The sequence below is a fragment of the Rhizobium sp. 01T437 genome (genome assembly GCF_056398505.1).
In genome coordinates this window covers 150,570-168,518 of record NZ_JBFTPM010000011.1, presented here as the reverse complement: position 1 = coordinate 168,518, position 17,949 = coordinate 150,570, and the positions used below count along the sequence as shown (strand labels likewise).

The following is a 17,949-nucleotide window of genomic DNA, read 5'->3' as shown; positions in this document are numbered from 1 at the left end:
TTCCTCTCCTCAGACCACTTTCAGCGAGAGCGTCGCGATGCCGTCGACGCCGCAGGAAATGCTGTCGCCCTTGTTGACGGCGGCGACACCGGCCGGTGTGCCGGTCATGATGACATCGCCGGGGGCGAGAACAAAGAGTTTCGAAAGCTCTGCAATGATTTCCGGGACTTTCCAGATCATCTGGTTTAAGTCGCCATCCTGCTTTTTGACGCCATTTACCTCCAGCCAGACGCGGCCGCTGGCGGGATGGCCGAGGCGGCTTGCGGGCACGAGGGGCGAGAGCGGGGCGGAATGTTCGAAGGCCTTGGCGAGCTCCCACGGCCTGCCGAGCTTCTTGGCCTCGGCCTGCAGGTCGCGGCGGGTAAAATCGATGCCGACGCCGTAGCCATAGATGCAGTCGAGCGCCTTTTCGGCTGAAATATCGGCGCCGCCGGCCTTCAGGGCCAGCACGCATTCGACCTCGAAATGCACGTCATTCGACAGCGGCGGATAGGGGAAATCCTTGCCGGAAAACAGGTTATCGGCGTTCTTCTGGAAGAAGAAGGGCGGCTCGCGGTTCGGGTCATGGCCCATTTCGATGGCGTGATCCGCATAATTGCGGCCGACGCAATAGACGCGGCGGACCGGGAAGGCCTCGGCGCTGCCTTCGACGGGCAGGAGAACCGGTTGCGGCAGGGGGATGACGGTGGCGGGAAGGGACATGGCGGGACTTCTTGGCTGATTGATCTGGCGAGTCTGGAGATATCGTAAAGCATGTCGCGCAAAACCGCTCCACACTTTTGCTGGAATTGCTTTATGGGGCCGCGTCGTCCTGCGCGAGATTGCCGCGCATCAATGCGTAATAGGCCGAAAGTTCCGGAATTGCCTTCGGCAGGGCTTCGAAGGCCGGGTCGGAGACGGTGAGCCGGCCCGCATATTTGGCTTCGAGGAAGGCGTTATGATCCGGCAACGCCGCACGGTGCGAGCCGTAGAGCACGGTGAAGACAGGCGAGGGGACGGTCCGGCCCTTGACGATGATGCGGTCGAGTTCGACCACGGTGTAACGCTCGCTGACCAGGCGAGCGGTTTCTTCGCCGAGCAGCAGGGCGACGCCGTAATTCTTCGAAGCACCTTCCAGACGAGACGCAAGGTTGACGCTGTCGCCGAGGCAGGAATAGTCGAAGCGGCGGGTGGAGCCCATATTGCCGACGATGCATTCGCCGGTATTGATGCCGACGCCCATTTTGAGGATATGCAGCGGCCGGCCTGTTGCGGCGGCTTCGCGCTCCAGCTCGCGGTTCAGTGTCGCGATCGCATCTTGCATGGCAATCGAGGCCTTGACCGCATGCAGGGCATGATCGGGGTCATCGAGCGGCGCGTTCCAGAAGGCCATGATGCAATCGCCCATATATTTGTCGATCGTGCCGCCGTGATCCATGACGACATCCGAGAGCGGCGTCAGCAGCCGGTTGATCAGCGCCGTCAGCTGCTCGGGATCGTCCTTCATGGTTTCGGCAATGGTGGTGAAGCCGCGCACATCCGAAAACAGGACCGAGAGCGTGCGCCGCTCGCCGCCGAGCTTCAGCTGCGAGGGATCGTTCGACAGGCGCTTGACGAGATCGGGCGAGATATATTGGGCGAAGGCCAGCGTGATCTGGCGCTTCTGGCGGCGCTCCTCGGTATAATCGAAGGCGGCTTGGCCGAAGGCGACGGCCACGAAGGCGACGGTCGGCCCAAGCGGCGAGACGAAGACATGGCCGAAGCGGATGCCGGCATAGCTTACCGCCGCAAAGGCGAGCACTGCGGCGGCGGTGGCGACCAGCGTGCGCCAGCTCGTGGCCCTCCAGACCGTTATCGCAGCCAGAATGACTGATATGAGGATGCAGATTGCGACAGGCAGCAGGCCCGCTTCCGTGATCGCCAGGCCGTGGACGATATTGTCGTAGATGGTGGCCTGCACCTCGACGCCGGAGATCAGCTTGCCGGTGTGGACGGTATAGGGCGTGGCATAGGCATCGGCGCCGCCCTGATCGATCTCGGGGGCGTTCTGCAGGCTGAGGCCGACAAGCACGACCCGACCCTTGAAGATATCGGGCGGGAGGAAATTCTTCGGGTCCAGCGCCTGATAATAGGAGACTGTGGGATAGCTGCGGGCCGGGCCGAAGGACTGGATGAGGGAGCCTGCCGGCAGATGCAGCGCCCTGATGCCCGCAGCCTTGGCGAGCTCCATGGCAAAGCCATCCTCATAGGATGGAATATTACGGAAGATGCCGTCGCCATTCAGGGTGATGGAGGCGATGCCGGTGCGCGCGCCGGCATCCGTCATCTGCGGCAGCGGCGTGGTGCGCAGCAGCTGGTCGGCCTGGGGCGTCTTGATCAGTGTTTCATCGCCGGCGAGCACGACATCGGGGCCGACCGCAGCGGTGATGGCCTGATCGTTTTCAGCCGTCGAAGGCTCGGCCATGATGATATCGAGCGCTATGGCTCTTGCGCCGGCAGCGCGCAGCTGTTTGACGAGCTCGGCATGCAGGCTGCGCGGCCAGGGCCACTGGGCGTTGATATCGGCAAGCGCCGGCTCGTCGATCGCCACGATGATCGGGCCATCGGCCGGCGGCGTCGGATCGTCGACGGTGGAAAGATAATCGAAGGTGCGGAGCTCCGTCAGCGTCCAGGCGGGCAGGCGGGAGATCAGCGAGATCGTCACCAGTGTCACAAGCGCCAGCACGAGAAGGCGGATGCCGCGGCTCGAGAAGGGCCAGCCGGGCGGGCGCTCGGATTGGCGGTGCGTCTCGATCGGGCGCTCTGCCTGAAGCCTTTGCAGGGCGGCCGGGCGCGCCATCATCAGAAGCGGATCTTCAAGGTGCCCTTGAAGGCGCGGCCCCAGCCGGGCACGCCCGGTGTCACCTCGAAATCCTCATCGAGGAGATTATAGGCAGCGGCTTCGAGCGCGATGCGCTTGTCGAAGGGCTCCCAGATCAGGTGCGCGTCAAGGCTCCAGTAATCGTCGAGCTTGGTGCCGATATCGTCGCCGTCGCGTTCGCCGATGTAATTTGCGGCGATGGTGGCCTTGACCTTGGCTTCATTGACCCAGGTCAGTGCCACCTGGCCGGAGTTCTTTGGGATATAGGGCAGGTTGCCGCCGAAGTTCGGCTCCAACGGGTCCTTGTTCTCGGAATCCATGTAGGCATAGGTGGCGGAAAGGCCGAAGCCGTTGCCGAGCGCGAGGTTGGCGGTGACGGCGGCGCGGTCGATGCTGCCGCGCGACAGCGGCAGGCTGTCGACGGCAGGAAGCGCGATCAGCGGCAGGTCGATCGAGAAATCATGCAGTTCCTGATGCTGGTATTCGACCGAGGTAAAGAACTTGTCGGTCCATTCAGCATCCCACTCCAGCGCCACCGTATCGGCATAACCGTCGAAGCCGAGCGAATATTGATTGGCCTGCAGGCCGAGGATACCAACGGGCGCCAGCGTTGGAACGCCGGTATCGAGGCTCTGGCGCATAAAGGCTGCGCGCAGCCAGTGGTTTTGGACCGGCGTCCAGGCAAGGCCAAAGCGCGGCTCCAGCCGGCTGACATCGACGCCATCGCCTTCGAGCCGTGTGCCGAAAAGCGCATATTCGCCCTTCAGGTCCGGCGTGATCTCGTGCAGGACATCGACATAGGCGCGGCCGATATTGACGCGGTTGCTCGCTTCATCGGGGCCAACAGTCACTTCATCGACAAAACCCGGCACGAGGGTGTCGAGATGGAAGAATCTTTCGTTCCTGGCATCGATCCAGCCGCCCTCAATGCCATATCGCCACGTCAGCGTATCGTCGCCGATGCTGTGGCTGATTGCGGCAATATAGGTCTTGGATGACGTTTCCTGGTTTGCTTCTGCGAACGGAAACAGATCGGGCGCCGGAGCGCCGGTGATGGAGGAGGCGTCAAAGGTAAGATCGTAAGCTATTTTTGCCTTGCTCTCGGAATAGAGGAGCGCGGCGTTGAGCACGTTCCTGTAGCCGAAAGTGTGGCTCCAGCCGATGCCGGCATTTGTCGTTTCGGCTTCGTCGTAGCGGTTTCTGTAAAGCGGCAAATCCTCTGTCGGGATCGGAATCCCGAGCGGAATGAAGAGTTCGTCGTTCAGGCGGTCGGTTAGCGCAGTGCTGGTCGTCAACGCGTTCAGGGGGCCGTAGCTCTTGGCGTGATTGACGAAGCTTACGACTCGGTCATCTGGCGTCAGCGTCGCCGTCAGGTAGGTGTTGCCCGTCAGAAGTTTCTTTTCCAGATCGAACCCGCCGAAATCGCGGTAGTCACCGTCGAGCGCCAGCTCTTCCCAGGTCAGGTTGCCGAAGAAGCTGATCGGGATCGTCTCGTTCGAAAAGCCCTGGATTTCCGCTTCGCCGGTGCGCCGCGTGTGGCCGTCGACGGTGTTGATGCCGCCGCCGACGGAACCTTCGATGAAGGGCGTGCGCAGGATATTTGCCGAGCGCGAGCGGCCAGAGAGCATATGCGGATCGAGCAGCAGGCCCTGGAAGAGCGAGGAGAAGCTCGACGTATTGGCGCGGTACTGGCTGACGCTGTCATCGCTGAAGCTGGTGGCGTTGACGAACGGGAAGATGCTGCCCTTGATCGACTGGTCGGTATAACCGGTGCCTTCAAAGGGGTTGAAGACGGCATCGCCATAGTAGCGGCCCCAGGCATCCAGGCCCTGCAGGCGGAAGGCGTTGTTCAACGTCGAGCCGGCATCCTCATTGGCGCCGAGGTCGATATAATCGCCGCCGCGGGCGCGCGAGCGGCGCAGGAATTCCTGGGCATTCCTGATCGCGCCATCGGCATTGTAGTCGTCGATATCGACGGCGGTGCGGAAGGAGGAGATGACTGGATCGTTCTTGTCCAGTCGGTCGGCATTGTCGAGCGCCTGGTTGAAGGGCAGGCGGTCGCCCTTTTCGTAATGGGCGGCGGCAAGCATCAGCTGCGATTGCGAATGGGCCGGATTGGCGGTGCTGGCGGCAAGCAGGTCTTCCAGCGCCTTGTCGCGCTCGCCTGTCTGCAGGTAGTAGCGACCCCGGGCAAGAAGCGCGATATCGAAGGAGGGATCGACGGCGAGCGCGGTATCGATCTCGCGCTTGGCTTCCTTCATGCGCGACTGGTCGAGATAGAGGATCGCGAGATTCGCATGCGGCACGGGATCCTGCGGATCGAGTTCGATCGCCTTCAGGAATGCCTTTTCGGCTTCGCCATTGGCATCGCGGGCGCTCTGCAGCAGGCCCATGGAATTGAGCGAGCCGGAAGCGCCAGGCGCAAGTTCGATGGCGCGGTTCAGGTCTGCGAGCGCACCCTTGATATCGCTCTCATAGGCAGCCTTATAGCCGGCACGGGCGGCAAGGCCGATCGGATGATCGGGATCGAGCGTCAGGGAGCGATCGGCCGCTTCCTTCATCTGCACCCGGTCATCGATGAGCTGGGCAAGCTGGGCGCGCATTGCCGGCAGGGTGGGATCGTTGGGATAGCGCTTTTCCGCCTGCCTGATGATCTCGATCGCCGCACGCGGGTTTTTCAGGAAGCCCACTGTATAGGCCTGCATGATGGCGCCATAGACTCCGACGGAGGCCGCCGGTGGCTGCTCGACATGGGCGGGGTCGGCGAGCGAGCGGGCGAAATAGCCGCCATATTGTGCCATGTTGCGTCTATCGGCATCGAGATGCGGCGCGGCCTTTTCAAAAAGCCTGGCAGCATCGGCGTAGCGCTTTTCGGAGCCGGCGATGGTCGCCTCGATCAGGTCGACACGCGCCTGCTGGGCGACGGTCAGCTTGCGGCCGCGCAACGCCTGTAACGTTGCAGCTGCGACCTGCCGCCCGTCAAAGGCGCTCTGCAACTCTGCGAGTGTCAGCCAGTCTTCCGTTGTGCGCCGCTCGGGCGGCAGCGCCATCACGCGGCGGCGCTCGGACGCCATGCGGCCGGCCGGCAGCGGCGAGGTGGGCATCAGCCCGAAGCCATCGCGCAGGTTCAGATAGAAAAGCATCTGCTCGCGATCGTCAGGTGTGACGATGACGAGCTTGCGGGGCGCCTGGCCGATGGTGGCGACAGCGCCTTCGCCCTCGTTGACATCGACGCTGCCCTGCGGGTTCGTAAGCGAGACGCGGCCTTCGAGCACGATCATCGAGGTTCTTGCGCCCTCGACGGTCATCGTCCAATCCGTGCCGCGGATAGCGGCTGCGGCGGCCGGCGTCTCGACCGTCAGGCCCTGGCCGCCGCGCTGGGCGCGGGCCCAGATGGTGCCGGACTGCAGGTTGAGGATCGTGTCTCCGGTCTGAGACATCTTCTTGACCTGCAGCGCGGAATTGCGGCCGAGGCGGATCTGCGTGTGATCGGAAAAGAGAATGGCGAGTTGGCCGGTGGCATTGGTGCGCAGCACGTCTCCATCCAGGAGGTCCTGGTTGAGATCGACGACGCGCCAGTTGGTGACATCGACGAAGCGCACTTCCTCGCCGGTCTTGCGGGCGATGACCGAGCCTGCAACCGGGGTGGCGCGCTGCAGCGGCTCGGCTGCAACCGGAAATGAAAGTAGTGTTGACATGAGCGCAAGAGATGTACTTGCGCACAGAAAAGACCTCAGCCCCGACATTTCAGATACCCCCGCACCTTTTTCCCCTTTGGCCAAGCGCGATGTAAAAGTCAAGCTTGCTGCACACGTGTTCTTGCTTTCGCGACCAAGTGTATTATTAGGGAAACACTATTGCGGGGTGGGATTTCCTTTGAGCGATTTTGAAAATTTTGCGGAGCTGCCCTCCAGTTCTCCGTCGACAGACGATATTGGCACGGAATATTTCGACCATATCAAGAAAATCAACGACATATTCTATGATCAGATCAAGATATCTGATCAGAAAGCCGCTTATATCTTTACTTTTATGCTCGCCTTTCTTGTGAGCTCCGTCGAAGTGAGGGCAGTCTTCACCTGGGCGCGCTATGCGCAGGGCACGCCGCAGGCCATTCTCTTCTCCGGGCTCCTGGCCGCAGCCTCGGTCTTTTCGATTCTGTCGGCCATCCTGGTGGTGCTGCCGCGGCGGCTAGACAAATCCACATCGATGTTCTGGGGGGCATGGCCCAGACATCGCGATACCTTCTTCGAGGCGGCGATCCGGCGTGACGAGCGCTATCTCTTCGACCAGTATGTGGAAAATGCCGACATTCTCTCGCACATCGCCCGCAGCAAATACCGGTTCGTGACGATTGCGTTTCGGGGGCTGATGGTGACGGTCGTGGCTTATGTGCTGCTGCTGGTGGCGGCCTGAGGCCACGGTCCGGTTTGCCGTCGCTCCCGGCATGACTTCAGCTTTTGGCAAAGTCCGCCGCTGTGAGGGGAACAGGCTTATAGCCGTTGATGTCGGCGATATCGTATTCCTGGCCGAGCTCGGCCGCGACCAGGACCTTGCCGGATTTCGACATCAGCGCCGGGTCTCGCCAAAGTCCTGATATGACGTGGCCGATGAATTGCGGTGACTCGGAATTGGATAGGTCGAAATATTCGGCGTTCTGCATGACCGCTTCGGTGCGCACCAGGCCGGGATAGAGGGCGACAGCGGCGACATGGTGCGGGCGCAGATCATGGGCGAAGTCTGCTGCCATCTTGTCGGCAGCGGCCTTGGCCATGCCATAGATCGCGTTGCCGTCGTAGAATTGCCCTGCCCAGAATGAAATATTGACGATCAGGCCGCGCTGCGCCGAGATCATGACAGGTGCCACGGCACGCGACATCATGAAAGCCGCCCTCAGTGCCGTGCCGATCATTGCGTCCCATCTCCAGACGGGCTGCTCCCAGAAAGCGCGGGGCCAGGTGAAATCGCCATCCTCAACCATGTTTTCATAGCCGGGCCATGCATTGTTCACCAGAATATCCAGCCTGTTGCCGGCTCTGATCTCTTCGGCCACGCGCTCGGTCTCAGTGTCGTTGCTGTGGTCGCACTGATGAATGACAACGCGTCCGGGCAGGTCCGCAGCCTCGCGCTCGAGCCCTTCCAGCGATCCCACGCGTTTGCCTTCAAGGCTTGCCTCGGAACGCGTCCTGCCGGTCACGTGCACCGTGGCTCCCTCGGCGAGCAGGGCAAGCGCAATCCCGCGGCCGACACCGCGGCTTGCGCCCGTTACCAACGCGACGACATCTTTCATGTTGGCTGACCTCCTATACGCTGGCTGTTTTCAGGCGTGGCGGGTGAGCGCGCATTTGGGCTGCGGTATATCTGGGGGCCGCGCAAAATACGGGCCACCGTGCGATTGTGCATCAAATATTGAGTGCGGCAAACCGCCTACAGTTTTCTTTCCAAGTAGCGTGGCACGATTTCGCTCATTGGCGTTTTCCAGATCGTGGACGAACCGTCCGTTCCCGGCACTTCGTCGGCAAGCTCGAGCCGATCGCATAGAAGCGTTGCCGCCCTAGCTTTTTTTCATTGTGAACGGTCGAAAGACTTCAGGTTTAGCCGCAAGCTCCTCAACGACGGTATCCACAAATGCGCGGACCTTCGGCAGAAGCTGTCGGTTGGAGGGCCAGAGGAGGGAGAGGGAGCCGAATTGTGCCATGTATGAGGTGAGAACGGGAACCAGGCTGCCGTCTTCGATCCGAGGTCGTGCCACATAGACCGGCAAGTGAACCAATCCCATATCATCCAGAGCTGCCCGCAGTGCGGCATCCGAATTGTTGATTGTCAGGCCCCGCGGTAACATGAAACGGTCGTGAGCGGGCGCGAAGGCCCACGGTGCGATCCGGCCGCTGGATGGGTATTTGAAGTGGATGCATGCGTGTCGCGCGAGGTCGCTTGGCGTTTCGGGCTGTCCATGACGACCAAGATATCTGGGGCTTCCACAAATCACGAAATGCTGCTCGCCCAAAGGCCGTGCGATCAGCCCTGAATCAGCCAGGTCGCCGCTGCGGATAGCGATATCAATTCCTTCTGTGACCAGATCGACGACGTGGTCCTCAAAATCGATATCCAACTCGATTTCCGGAAATTTCGCCGCGAAAGCCGGCAGAATGGGCATTAGAAGATGATGGCCCACAATGTGGGGAACGCTGACCCGGAGGCGGCCTCTCGGGCGTTCCCGGCTTTGAATGATGGTCGCTTCGGCATCGTTCAAGTCGTTGATGATGTGCTTGCAGCGTTCGTAAAAAAGAGCGCCTTCCTCCGTCAGACTGACGCTGCGTGTCGTGCGATTGAACAGACGTACGCCCAGATGGCCCTCCAGGCGCACGATCGCCTTTGCAATCGCGGATGGCGAAATGCCGATAATGCGGGCCGCAGCCACGTAGTTTTGTTGTTCAGCAGCGTAAATGAAAGCTGCAATGCTCGTGAGGCTTTTCATCTGTACCTGCATTGAGGAAATTTTGTCCGTTGAGAAATGAAATGCTCCCCAATTGATCGATATTCAAGAAAAAATATCATGCACGTCAACGACGTACCAACCAAGTGATGGTCTTGCGGGAACGCAACAGCAATACGGAAACTCAAATGAGTGTGGCAACAGTTGAACTCGGAAAAGCCGGATCGTGGTCCTCCCTTGCAGTTCTTTTGACGGGATGTTTTCTGACTATTCTCGACCTTTTCATCGTCAATGTGGCATTGCCTGACATTCAGCGCGAGCTTCACGCTTCAAACGCGGAGCTACAGCTCATAATGGTGGCTTATGATGTTCCGTTTGGCGCAATGCTCCTGAATGGTGCGCGTTTGGGGGATCTCTTCGGACGTCGTCGCCTGTTTCTTTTTGGCATGGCGACCTTCGCACTCGGTTCCCTGTTGTGTGCCCTTGCACCATCTCCATTGCTGCTTATCGGTTCACGTGCGATCCAAGGCATCGGAGCGGCGCTTATGATGCCGCAGATCTATGCATCGGTGCGGCTCCTTTTCGAGGGCGATGCTCGCCGGCGAGCCTTCGCGATCATGGGAGCCGTGCAAGGCGTGGCAGGCGCGGCATCGCAGGTTATCGGAGGATATCTGATAGCAATCGACGTCGGCGATCTTGGCTGGCGCCTTGTCTTCCTGGTCAATCTGCCGGTGGCGCTCTATGCGCTGGTCGCGGGACGGTGGATGATCGTTGAAACGAAAGAAGCCTTGTCGAGCAGGTTGGATATCGGAGGTGCTGCTCTGGGAGCTTCGGCACTCAGTCTGTTCCTGTTCCCGTTGATGGTCGGGCGTGAACATCACTGGCCCTGGTGGGCGATTGTCGGACCTTTCATGTCGCTTCCTCTGTTCGTTTATTTCGCCTGGTATGAGATCCAGCTGGCCAGAAAAGGCGGCGTCCCGGTCATTGATATTTCGCTCTTCACAAGGAATGGATTTACATTAGGAATTATCACGACCTTCCTGTTTTTCTCCACGATCAGCTCCTTCTCGCTGTCCTTGACGATATTTTTGCAGGTCGGTCTCGGACGAAGCGCCCTTGAGGCTGGCGCAATTTTCGTTCCGTCAACGGTCGCCTTCTTTGCCGGTTCCCTTTTGTCGGAGCCTGTCGCGAAGAGATTGGGCCATTGGGCCGTGTTTCTTGGCATGCTCGTCTACGCGATTGGTTTGCTCTTCTCGGTCACTGTCGGTTTTGACGGCGGAAACGACACCTTCATGTTGAGCATTTCGCTGATCCTCAACGGGTTGGGCCAAGGCATCGTGATCCCGCTTTTCCTCAATTTGATCCTTTCGACCGTGCCGAACGGCGAGGCCGGCATGGCATCAGGGGCCTATAGCACCATGCAAACAGCCGGCGCGGCCTTTGGAATAGCTATCGTCGGAAACATCTTTTTCAGTGTTCTGGACAGCGTTGGCCCGAAGCCTGGTTCGGCCCTCACGTCTCCCGAGCAGTTCGGATACGCCTTTGCGGTCGCGACGATCTACAACCTGATCGCCGTGATCCTCAGTCTTGTTCTTTTCGCGTGGCTTCAAAGCACATTGTCTCGTCAGGCATCCCCTCTGCATCCGAGCAGGTAACCGGCCATTGGAACTCCTCGCACCACGCTGCCGTCGTGAGTGAAGCGGCGGCGACCGGTTGCCGCCGCCTGTAAGGTTTAGCGCGTTGCCTTCAGCTGGAGGCGGGAGACGCCTGCGGCCAGATTCACGCCGGTTCCGGTTTCGCCGCTGAGCGGCTGCAATGCGAAATTCTTCGAATTTCCCCCCACCAGGGCATTTGCCCCGAGGCCGACACCAACGGACGCGCTGGCAGATGCGCCGACATAGGTGCCGGCGAGAGCGCCATCGCCGACGCGCGTGGGCGCGGTGTTGACGACGATCCAGCTGAGATAGGATTTGCCGGTGACACCGACATCGAGACCGAGCTTGCCGATCGTGCCTGTATAGTGTTCGACCTTGCCGGTATTCTGCTTGAAGCTGCAGTCGATCGCCTTGCTCGAGCCGACGATCATGCCGACCCCGCCGGCGACTTCGCAGGAAAGGGTGCCGAGACGTTGCCGCGGTTCATTTGCGACCTGCTGGGCGGCATGTTTCGGTTGCTTGTGCTGGCTTGCGGCCTCGGCCACGGGCACGAAACCGAGGGAGGCGGCAGCTACTGTTATGATGAGATTCTTCACGAGCGTTTCCTTCCGTACTCTTCTGGGGGACCGTGATAAACGCGTTCAACCCAACTTCGTTCAAACGTCGAAAGGAAACGGAGCGGGCTGCAAGCCCGATCCTTCGGCAGATGTTTGCTCTACTGCTCCAGATCCACTCCGGCCGAGCACTTCAGCTGGGAAGCGTTAGCAGGCTGAGGTTGAGTGAGTGCCGCCTTGCGTTCCTTCTCGGAGCTGCACACCGGAATATTTCCCAGCATAGTGTAGCCTTTCGAAGCCATGCAGCGCGCCATATAGCGGTCCCTGAGGCCACGATTCTGATCATAAGAAATTGCGGTTGCCGGAAGGTCTACTTCACCCACGCGATTACAGGTTGTGTAGTTGCCCACGGTCGAGCAGCTCAGCGTTCCCGGGTTATAATAGCCAGGGCTTATACTTGTCGCCATGCTCTGAGGTATTTCTTGAAGCGAGGCGATCTTGCATTGGTCAGCGGCAAGCTGCCGATCACTCTGCACGGTTCCTGCTTTGTAGGCTACGTAACGCGGACCAACTTGGCAGCCGGCCAGGACAGCCAGCGTAATGCCGACAACGGCTCGTATTCTCATATGATTCCCCCAGCAATCCCACGGTCATCGCGTGTTCCATTTGAGTTTGCAATAAGGAAATTCTACAACTGCCTACCTAACGCACCGGCCTCATCAGTCTCAGGCGCTGACGGCTTCCGTCGAGCCGGAAAAATCGACCGCGGCAAAGGCTGCGGCGATCACTTCCGGGCCGGCATTCGGTTTTGCAGCGTCGGTCGACAGGATCTGGCGGTAGCGACGGGCGCCCGGCAGGCCGGTGAAGAGGCCGACCATGTGGCGGGCGATATGCTGCAGGCGACCGCCCGAGGCGATATGGCGCTCGGCATAGGCCATCATGCGGTCGCGCAACTCGTTCCAGTCGGGCTCACTTGCCGGTGCGCCGTAGAAGCGCTGGTCGATCTCGGAAAGGATCGCGGCATTCTGATAGGCGGCGCGGCCGAGCATGACGCCGTCGACATGGGCGAGATGGGCCTCAGCCTCATCCAGCGTGTGGATGCCGCCGTTGATGCCGATGAAGACATCGGGGAAGCGGGACTTCATGCGGTAGACGATCTCGTAATCGAGCGGCGGGATCTCGCGGTTTTCCTTGGGGCTCAGGCCCTTCAGCCAGGCCTTGCGGGCATGGATCCAGATCGCGTCGGCGCCGGCATCGAGCACGCGGGTCATCAGCGTGGGCAAGGCCTCTTCCGGCTCCTGCTCGTCGACGCCGATGCGGCATTTGACGGTGACCGGGACCTTCGCGACCTTCTTCATGGCGGCGACGCATTCGGCAACCGTCTCGGGCGTCAGCATCAGGCAGGCGCCGAAGGTGCCGGACTGCACGCGGTCGGACGGGCAGCCGACGTTGAGATTGATCTCGTCATAACCATAGGGCTCGGCAATGCGCACGGCCTCAGTGAGCTTGGCCGGATCGGAACCACCGAGCTGCAGGGCGACCGGATGTTCGGTGCCATCGAAGGAGAGCAGGCGCTCGCGCGGGCCATGGATGATGGCATCGGCGACGACCATTTCCGTATAGAGCAGGGCGTTGCGGCTGATCTGGCGGTGGAAATAGCGGCAGTGGCGGTCCGTCCAGTCGATCATGGGCGCAACCGCGAAGACCGGCGCCTTGAAATAGCGCTGGTTTGCTTCTGAAACAGCCGTCTTTGCCGTGGTCATGATCTCAAGTCTTCTTTCGTCCGGTCGTGTGTCCCGTGGCCTCATGTCGTGGCAGAGGCCCGATGCTGCAAGCCCTCGTTGGCGAAAGGCCGGGGCGGGGGCGGCAATGGGACGAGGGCTTATACATGAGGCATGGCGATAAAGCGAGATGGGGTGTTTGAGGGTGCCGGCTGTCATCTGCCTCGAGGCTGTTTCCCGCACTTGACCCAGATGCCGTTTTCCGGGAAGGCAACGGAGGACGATGCTGATTTTCTGATGTCAGGATCGGGCAAAGCCAGAAGGCCGCCAGGCGCATCCATCAGCCGACCTTGCAAAGCGGATCGATGGTCGCCACGCAGCCGCAGCGAAGGAGTGGATCAGCTTCATGGCCGATCATAGCGAAGGGATCAAGGCATTGCTTGCAATGCCCAGGCGAGACAACAGCGCCTATCTGGAAACGCTTCGCCTGGTGCGGGAGGCGTTCGCTGAGGCCGAGGCGGAATTTGGCGGCAAGGTTATTGCGATGACGGACAGCGCCCGAGACGAAGCCGGGAATATCGTCATCATGACCGTGATCAGGCCGGCATAGACAGGCATTGGCGGAATCAAGAGAGGCCCGAGCTGGAATGCTGCGGGCCTTTTTTATTGGAAAGTCTGAGAGAGAAAGGGAAGCGAAACGAGAACAGGGGCGAGAAGATCGCCTGAAATAGAGAGGCAATTGAACCAAAACCCTTCTGCCGCGTTTTGCCATATACAGGAGGATTTCGATGGACAACCTGCTTCTGATCGCCACCCTTTGCGGCCTCATGTCTTTCGCCATGGTCTGGCTCCAGACGAGAGAATAGTTTTCTGCGTCAAAGACTTGGCGCTTTCCCGTCTTCCCACCGGCACCGCTCTTCCCGCGCCGGAATCCGATCTTTTGTACTGCCCTGAAACGATAGTCTTGACTTCTCCGAAAATGAGAACAAAATAAGAACAAATAAACGTTCTCATCTATGTTCTGATGGAGAGTTCGATGGCAGCAAGCCCGAGTTATTCAGGAGCAGCAGACAAGGCCATGGCCTTTGCCGCGCAGTTGCGCGCGGACCGCGAGCGCCACGAAGCGCGCAGGCGGGAAGAACAACGCCGCATCGAGGCGATGCGGCCGATCAACAAACATGTGCTGAAGGTGTTTGGCGGGCAGCAGCTGGCGCTGAAGCTGAATAGCTGAATTGTGGGCCATCCTTGTGAGTGCCCGAACGGGCGGCTGGAATCTGCCGTTCGATATCATAGGTGGGTGACTGACGCGGTGGGATGTGCAAGGCGCCGCCGTCGAGGCATCGCGCGCATTCCCCTGATATTTTTACCATTTTCCGAGTGGGCCGTGGACGGTCTGGAATTTCAGACATAGAAGAATTGCAACTATTTGGGGTGAGTTTCGTGAAAAAGATTTTGTCGGCGCTGTTCGTAAGCTTTCTCGTCGTGATGTTCGGACGGGTGGTTGGAAAACTTGATATCAGCGCGCTCTTGCCGGGAGCGCAGACGCTTGGGGAGGAGATGTCAGATCTTGCCGACAGCAGTCCTTTCGTGCACGCCGTTCTTTCTGATCACATGGATGAAACCCGGCAGATCTACAGCAAGCTGGATACAGCTGGCGAGGATGGAACAAAAAACGCGATCGCAAGCGTGCTCATTAAATATGGTTTTTCGGCACTCGCGCGAACCAGCGATGCTCATGCGATCGACGTGATGAACAAGGGAGGCGTGGCCCTCGATGTCCTTGCCAAGCGCTATCCCAAGGGCTGTCGATATTTCCTTAGGGATGAGATGCCGCCCGGAACGCAGTCCATGCCGGACGTTACAGCGAGTTTCCGGAGTTATCAGGAAGCCCGGCGGGTCGCCTATGAGGATGGCAAATCCCATGAGCCGATCGCGGTGTTGTCGCCGGCGGACGTGTTCGGTGTGGCGATGAAGAAATTGGACGTAAGCTTGGCCGAAATAGGCCTGCTGCTGGATCCCGACAAGATTCCGGAAGTGCAACTCTGCTCGATCCTGAAGAGATTGGTGAATGTGCAGGCCTTGCCGGAGGCGGAGAGGGCTGCCTGGGCGAGGGGTTATATCTCAATGGGAGCAGAGGGATAAGCTCATCTGTCCGGCTGACGATGAAACGGCTTTTAGAAATATAACGATTGCAACTATTTGGGGTGGGGTTTCATGAAGAGATTATTGTCGCTGGTGGCTGCGATGGCGCTGCTTGGTTCGGGCGCAATCGCGCAAGATGCCAAGGAAGATCCTGTGGATATGGTGATCCGATTGACCGGACGGATAAATCCTTATCTACAGGCCATTTATCGGGATCACAGGGATATCGTACTGAAAGTCTACGCGGAGACGGGCCGTCAGAAATGGGTTGAACAGAAGAAAACCCTTGCGACGGTCATCGACAGGTATGGCACTCCGGCCCTCTCGCGCGCAGGCGACAGTGCCGTGATTGCAGTCATGGACAAGACGGCCGCGCTTGCCGATATCGTGGCCGCCAAATATCCCGAAGGCTGCGAGTATTTCTTCACCGGCAATATGCCTGACTGGTATTCCGTTGTGGAAGTCAGAAACGGTCGGATGGATGATCTGCGAGCGAAAACCTATGCTTATGAGGATGGGAAACTCCGCGCTCCGGTTGCCTTGATGTCCGGCAAGGAGCTGTACCGGATCATGACGCGGTACCTGGGAATGACCGGGAGCGAGATAGACAAGGTGCTGAAAGCTCCTGCCGGGGTGAGCGACCAAGACATGTGCTCGATCGCAAAGAAACTCTATAACGTACGCGCTTTGCCAAAAGAGCTGCAGGGCGATTGGGGCAGGGCATTGCTCTCGCTGGGTCCGTCCCCGGAGAAGCAAAAGCCTGCCGCAGATGCGAAGCCCGCATCGGACTCGGCTGCGCAGGAAACGAAGGCTGGCTCCTTCGAAAAGGAGATGCAGGTTCTCGCCGGTATCAATCCTTTCGTTCACGCGGTCTTCATGGATCACGAAGCTGAAACGCGGCAGCTGTTTGCCAAGGCCGAAGCCTCGGGGGGCAATATCGATCCGCGAGCGCAAGCAGCTGCCATGGTGGCCAAATACGGCAATCCTGCGCTGTCGCGGGCAAGCGATGCCATTGCGATCGATGTCTTGAAGAAGACAGCTGCGCTCAACGAGGCTCTTGCGCGATACTATCCGCAGGGCTGCAAGGACCTTATGAGTATGCGGGTGTCTCAGGCCGCACAGGCTGTTCCCCAGATCAAGGAGAGCTATTGGCAAGTTATGGAAGCCAAGCGCCTGGCCTATGAGGACGGCAAGACGCGCCCGCCCGCGGCGGTGAAGCTGACCGCGCAGGAAATCCTGCAAATGATCACACAGCATCTGGGTGTGACAGCAGAGGAAGCTGGCAAGCTGACGAAACTTGCCGAACTCAGCGACGAAGAGGCTTGCTCGATAACGATGAGGCTTAACGCAATAGATCCCGTGCCGGAGGCGCAGCGCGGCATCTGGGCGAGAACTGCAATGTCGTGGAGCGGCTGAGCGGTGCCGCTGGGAGCCGTTTCACCGCCCAATATCGGCGGAATTTGCGAGCGGGTACGCCAAATCACGCTCGCAGGCCCGGTTAAGCCAGCGAGCGTGAACGGCAGTTGCGACAGACGACCGGTCTTGCGCCTCAACGCCGCTGGAAGATCTTGACGAGCTTCGGGGTATAGCGACGATTGCTGAGGTCGAGCGTGTCCTGATAGGTGGCGCGACCGGAGACGAGGGCCTTCAGATACCGGCTGCAGGCAACGCGCGGGGCGTCCTTCTCCGCTACGTTCATGACGACAGCTGCGTTGCGATGCCAGGCGGCATCGGTTGCACTCATACGCTTGGTGCACATGTTCAGAACTTCGGTCCGTGCCCGCGGGCTGCCCTGCAGCATCGTCACCGTTGCATCGTATTCCTGCTCGGTCGGCGCGCAGCCGGCGAGAAGTCCTGTGGCAAGCAATATCATTGCAATGTAAGCGCGCATGATTATCCCTCAATATAATGCGGCAGCATTTGTGCTGTGATGGCGGGGCTTCTTTATTTTGATTCTCGCCTCGCGGGAATTATACGCGTGGGATTTTTTGATTTATTCTAAATATAGTTGAAAATTGCGGACGTGGATGACGCGCGCGTGGCAGCGGTGCTGTCAATCGACCCCGAGGTGCAGATGCCGGTTATTTGCGCGCAGCGCTTTCTCCCGCCGCATCAATGATGATGCTGGCTCCTGCCTCATCGATGATGATGCTGGACGGCGGCAGGCCCTGGATGGCGAAACGGCTTTCAAGTTCGGTATTCCCGGTTTTCCGCAGGATCTGCTGCCTGTCCTGCATGATCCTTATCGCCGTCAGCAATGCGTCTTCGCGGCGCATGCCGCGTCTGAAGAGGGCAAGTGCCTTGCTGGCGGCCTGTGCGAACAGTTCCGGCGCTGCGGCCTGGTCATATCCGGCGCTTTTGAGCACGCGTGAAAGCAGGTTGATATCGTCGCCGTCGAGAAAGGCCTGATGGATGGAGGAAGACATCGCGTCCTCCTTTCGGTCGGGGCCAGGGTGTGGATGCCCTTAACCAACAGCGCCCGTAAAGATGGCTGCCGGCCAGGCAACATGCGCCTGTTTTACCAGCGCGGCAACGGCGGATAACTAAATAAAAATAAATGTAACCTTGTTATGAACACAAACATAGCTTATCTTTCGAAAAT

16 protein-coding genes are annotated in these 17,949 nt (G+C 59.5%); 6 read left to right on the top strand and 10 right to left on the bottom strand.

All coding sequences use genetic code 11. The annotated features are described in order from the left end of the window. Positions 1-9 precede the first annotated feature (9 nt). The 3 genes from AC1DM5_RS23355 to AC1DM5_RS23345 all read right to left on the bottom strand — a co-directional run bounded on the left by AC1DM5_RS23355 (position 10) and on the right by AC1DM5_RS23345 (position 6,537). Complete coding sequence (locus AC1DM5_RS23355) at positions 10-702, bottom strand: fumarylacetoacetate hydrolase family protein (RefSeq protein ID WP_477823761.1); 693 nt, start codon at positions 700-702, stop codon at positions 10-12. A 91-nt stretch (positions 703-793) separates the two neighbouring features. Further along, positions 794-2,821: a CHASE2 domain-containing protein gene (locus AC1DM5_RS23350; RefSeq protein ID WP_477823760.1), complete on the bottom strand. Its 2,028-nt coding sequence runs from the start codon at positions 2,819-2,821 to the stop codon at positions 794-796. After that, positions 2,821-6,537, bottom strand: a complete 3,717-nt coding sequence (locus tag AC1DM5_RS23345; protein ID WP_477975699.1) for a FecR domain-containing protein — start codon at positions 6,535-6,537, stop codon at positions 2,821-2,823. The genes AC1DM5_RS23350 and AC1DM5_RS23345 overlap by 1 nt, the downstream gene beginning before the upstream one ends. A gap of 178 nt (positions 6,538-6,715) precedes the next feature. Here AC1DM5_RS23345 and AC1DM5_RS23340 point away from each other — a divergent pair, with 178 nt between their 5' ends. Next, entirely contained in the window at positions 6,716-7,255 is a 540-nt protein-coding gene (locus tag AC1DM5_RS23340; RefSeq protein ID WP_477975713.1) for a Pycsar system effector family protein, read from the top strand. 37 nt (positions 7,256-7,292) lie between these two features. On the opposite strand, the gene AC1DM5_RS23335 is transcribed toward AC1DM5_RS23340, so the two are convergent. Together AC1DM5_RS23335 and AC1DM5_RS23330 are read right to left on the bottom strand one after the other, a co-directional pair. After that, a complete protein-coding gene (locus AC1DM5_RS23335; RefSeq protein ID WP_477823758.1) occupies positions 7,293-8,129 on the bottom strand; it encodes an SDR family NAD(P)-dependent oxidoreductase in 837 nt (278 codons plus the stop codon). Positions 8,130-8,393: 264 nt separating this feature from the next. Continuing rightward, positions 8,394-9,317 (bottom strand): LysR family transcriptional regulator, encoded by a 924-nt coding sequence (locus AC1DM5_RS23330; protein WP_477823757.1) that lies wholly within the window; start codon positions 9,315-9,317, stop codon positions 8,394-8,396. Positions 9,318-9,463: 146 nt separating this feature from the next. Here AC1DM5_RS23330 and AC1DM5_RS23325 point away from each other — a divergent pair, with 146 nt between their 5' ends. Beyond that, positions 9,464-10,930: an MFS transporter gene (locus AC1DM5_RS23325; protein WP_477975697.1), complete on the top strand. Its 1,467-nt coding sequence runs from the start codon at positions 9,464-9,466 to the stop codon at positions 10,928-10,930. A gap of 77 nt (positions 10,931-11,007) precedes the next feature. Here the strand turns inward: AC1DM5_RS23325 and AC1DM5_RS23320 are convergent, their stop codons facing one another. From AC1DM5_RS23320 to dusA, 3 genes are all read right to left on the bottom strand, one after another. After that, positions 11,008-11,526: a DUF992 domain-containing protein gene (locus AC1DM5_RS23320; RefSeq protein ID WP_477823755.1), complete on the bottom strand. Its 519-nt coding sequence runs from the start codon at positions 11,524-11,526 to the stop codon at positions 11,008-11,010. Between the two features lie 119 nt (positions 11,527-11,645). Further along, positions 11,646-12,110, bottom strand: coding sequence for a hypothetical protein (locus AC1DM5_RS23315; protein ID WP_477823754.1), 465 nt, complete (start codon positions 12,108-12,110; stop codon positions 11,646-11,648). Between the two features lie 99 nt (positions 12,111-12,209). Next, a complete protein-coding gene (dusA, locus tag AC1DM5_RS23310; protein ID WP_477823753.1) occupies positions 12,210-13,247 on the bottom strand; it encodes a tRNA dihydrouridine(20/20a) synthase DusA in 1,038 nt (345 codons plus the stop codon). A gap of 364 nt (positions 13,248-13,611) precedes the next feature. Between dusA and AC1DM5_RS23305 the strand changes: the two genes are divergently transcribed. The 4 genes from AC1DM5_RS23305 to AC1DM5_RS23290 all read left to right on the top strand — a co-directional run bounded on the left by AC1DM5_RS23305 (position 13,612) and on the right by AC1DM5_RS23290 (position 16,763). Further along, positions 13,612-13,815, top strand: coding sequence for a hypothetical protein (locus AC1DM5_RS23305; protein WP_477823752.1), 204 nt, complete (start codon positions 13,612-13,614; stop codon positions 13,813-13,815). A 426-nt stretch (positions 13,816-14,241) separates the two neighbouring features. After that, positions 14,242-14,436, top strand: coding sequence for a hypothetical protein (locus AC1DM5_RS23300; RefSeq protein ID WP_007818517.1), 195 nt, complete (start codon positions 14,242-14,244; stop codon positions 14,434-14,436). Positions 14,437-14,645: 209 nt separating this feature from the next. Beyond that, complete coding sequence (locus AC1DM5_RS23295; protein WP_477823751.1) at positions 14,646-15,347, top strand: hypothetical protein; 702 nt, start codon at positions 14,646-14,648, stop codon at positions 15,345-15,347. Positions 15,348-15,419: 72 nt separating this feature from the next. Beyond that, positions 15,420-16,763, top strand: a complete 1,344-nt coding sequence (locus AC1DM5_RS23290; protein WP_477823750.1) for a hypothetical protein — start codon at positions 15,420-15,422, stop codon at positions 16,761-16,763. A gap of 133 nt (positions 16,764-16,896) precedes the next feature. On the opposite strand, the gene AC1DM5_RS23285 is transcribed toward AC1DM5_RS23290, so the two are convergent. Both AC1DM5_RS23285 and AC1DM5_RS23280 read right to left on the bottom strand, forming a co-directional pair. Next, positions 16,897-17,238, bottom strand: coding sequence for a hypothetical protein (locus AC1DM5_RS23285; RefSeq protein ID WP_477823749.1), 342 nt, complete (start codon positions 17,236-17,238; stop codon positions 16,897-16,899). A gap of 190 nt (positions 17,239-17,428) precedes the next feature. Next, positions 17,429-17,773, bottom strand: a complete 345-nt coding sequence (locus AC1DM5_RS23280; protein ID WP_477823748.1) for a hypothetical protein — start codon at positions 17,771-17,773, stop codon at positions 17,429-17,431. Positions 17,774-17,949 lie beyond the last annotated feature (176 nt).

Bases quoted from the DNA above. Each gene is read 5' to 3' on its own strand.
- AC1DM5_RS23355 (WP_477823761.1), bottom strand. From the start codon at position 702: ATGTCCCTTCCCGCCACCGTCATCCCCCTGCCGCAACCGGTTCTCCTG.
- AC1DM5_RS23350 (WP_477823760.1), bottom strand. From the start codon at position 2,821: ATGATGGCGCGCCCGGCCGCCCTGCAAAGGCTTCAGGCAGAGCGCCCG.
- AC1DM5_RS23345 (WP_477975699.1), bottom strand. From the start codon at position 6,537: ATGTCAACACTACTTTCATTTCCGGTTGCAGCCGAGCCGCTGCAGCGC.
- AC1DM5_RS23335 (WP_477823758.1), bottom strand. From the start codon at position 8,129: ATGAAAGATGTCGTCGCGTTGGTAACGGGCGCAAGCCGCGGTGTCGGC.
- AC1DM5_RS23330 (WP_477823757.1), bottom strand. From the start codon at position 9,317: ATGAAAAGCCTCACGAGCATTGCAGCTTTCATTTACGCTGCTGAACAA.
- AC1DM5_RS23325 (WP_477975697.1), top strand. From the start codon at position 9,464: ATGAGTGTGGCAACAGTTGAACTCGGAAAAGCCGGATCGTGGTCCTCC.
- AC1DM5_RS23315 (WP_477823754.1), bottom strand. From the start codon at position 12,110: ATGAGAATACGAGCCGTTGTCGGCATTACGCTGGCTGTCCTGGCCGGC.
- dusA (WP_477823753.1), bottom strand. From the start codon at position 13,247: ATGACCACGGCAAAGACGGCTGTTTCAGAAGCAAACCAGCGCTATTTC.
- AC1DM5_RS23305 (WP_477823752.1), top strand. From the start codon at position 13,612: ATGGCCGATCATAGCGAAGGGATCAAGGCATTGCTTGCAATGCCCAGG.
- AC1DM5_RS23300 (WP_007818517.1), top strand. From the start codon at position 14,242: ATGGCAGCAAGCCCGAGTTATTCAGGAGCAGCAGACAAGGCCATGGCC.
- AC1DM5_RS23290 (WP_477823750.1), top strand. From the start codon at position 15,420: ATGAAGAGATTATTGTCGCTGGTGGCTGCGATGGCGCTGCTTGGTTCG.
- AC1DM5_RS23285 (WP_477823749.1), bottom strand. From the start codon at position 17,238: ATGCGCGCTTACATTGCAATGATATTGCTTGCCACAGGACTTCTCGCC.
- AC1DM5_RS23280 (WP_477823748.1), bottom strand. From the start codon at position 17,773: ATGTCTTCCTCCATCCATCAGGCCTTTCTCGACGGCGACGATATCAAC.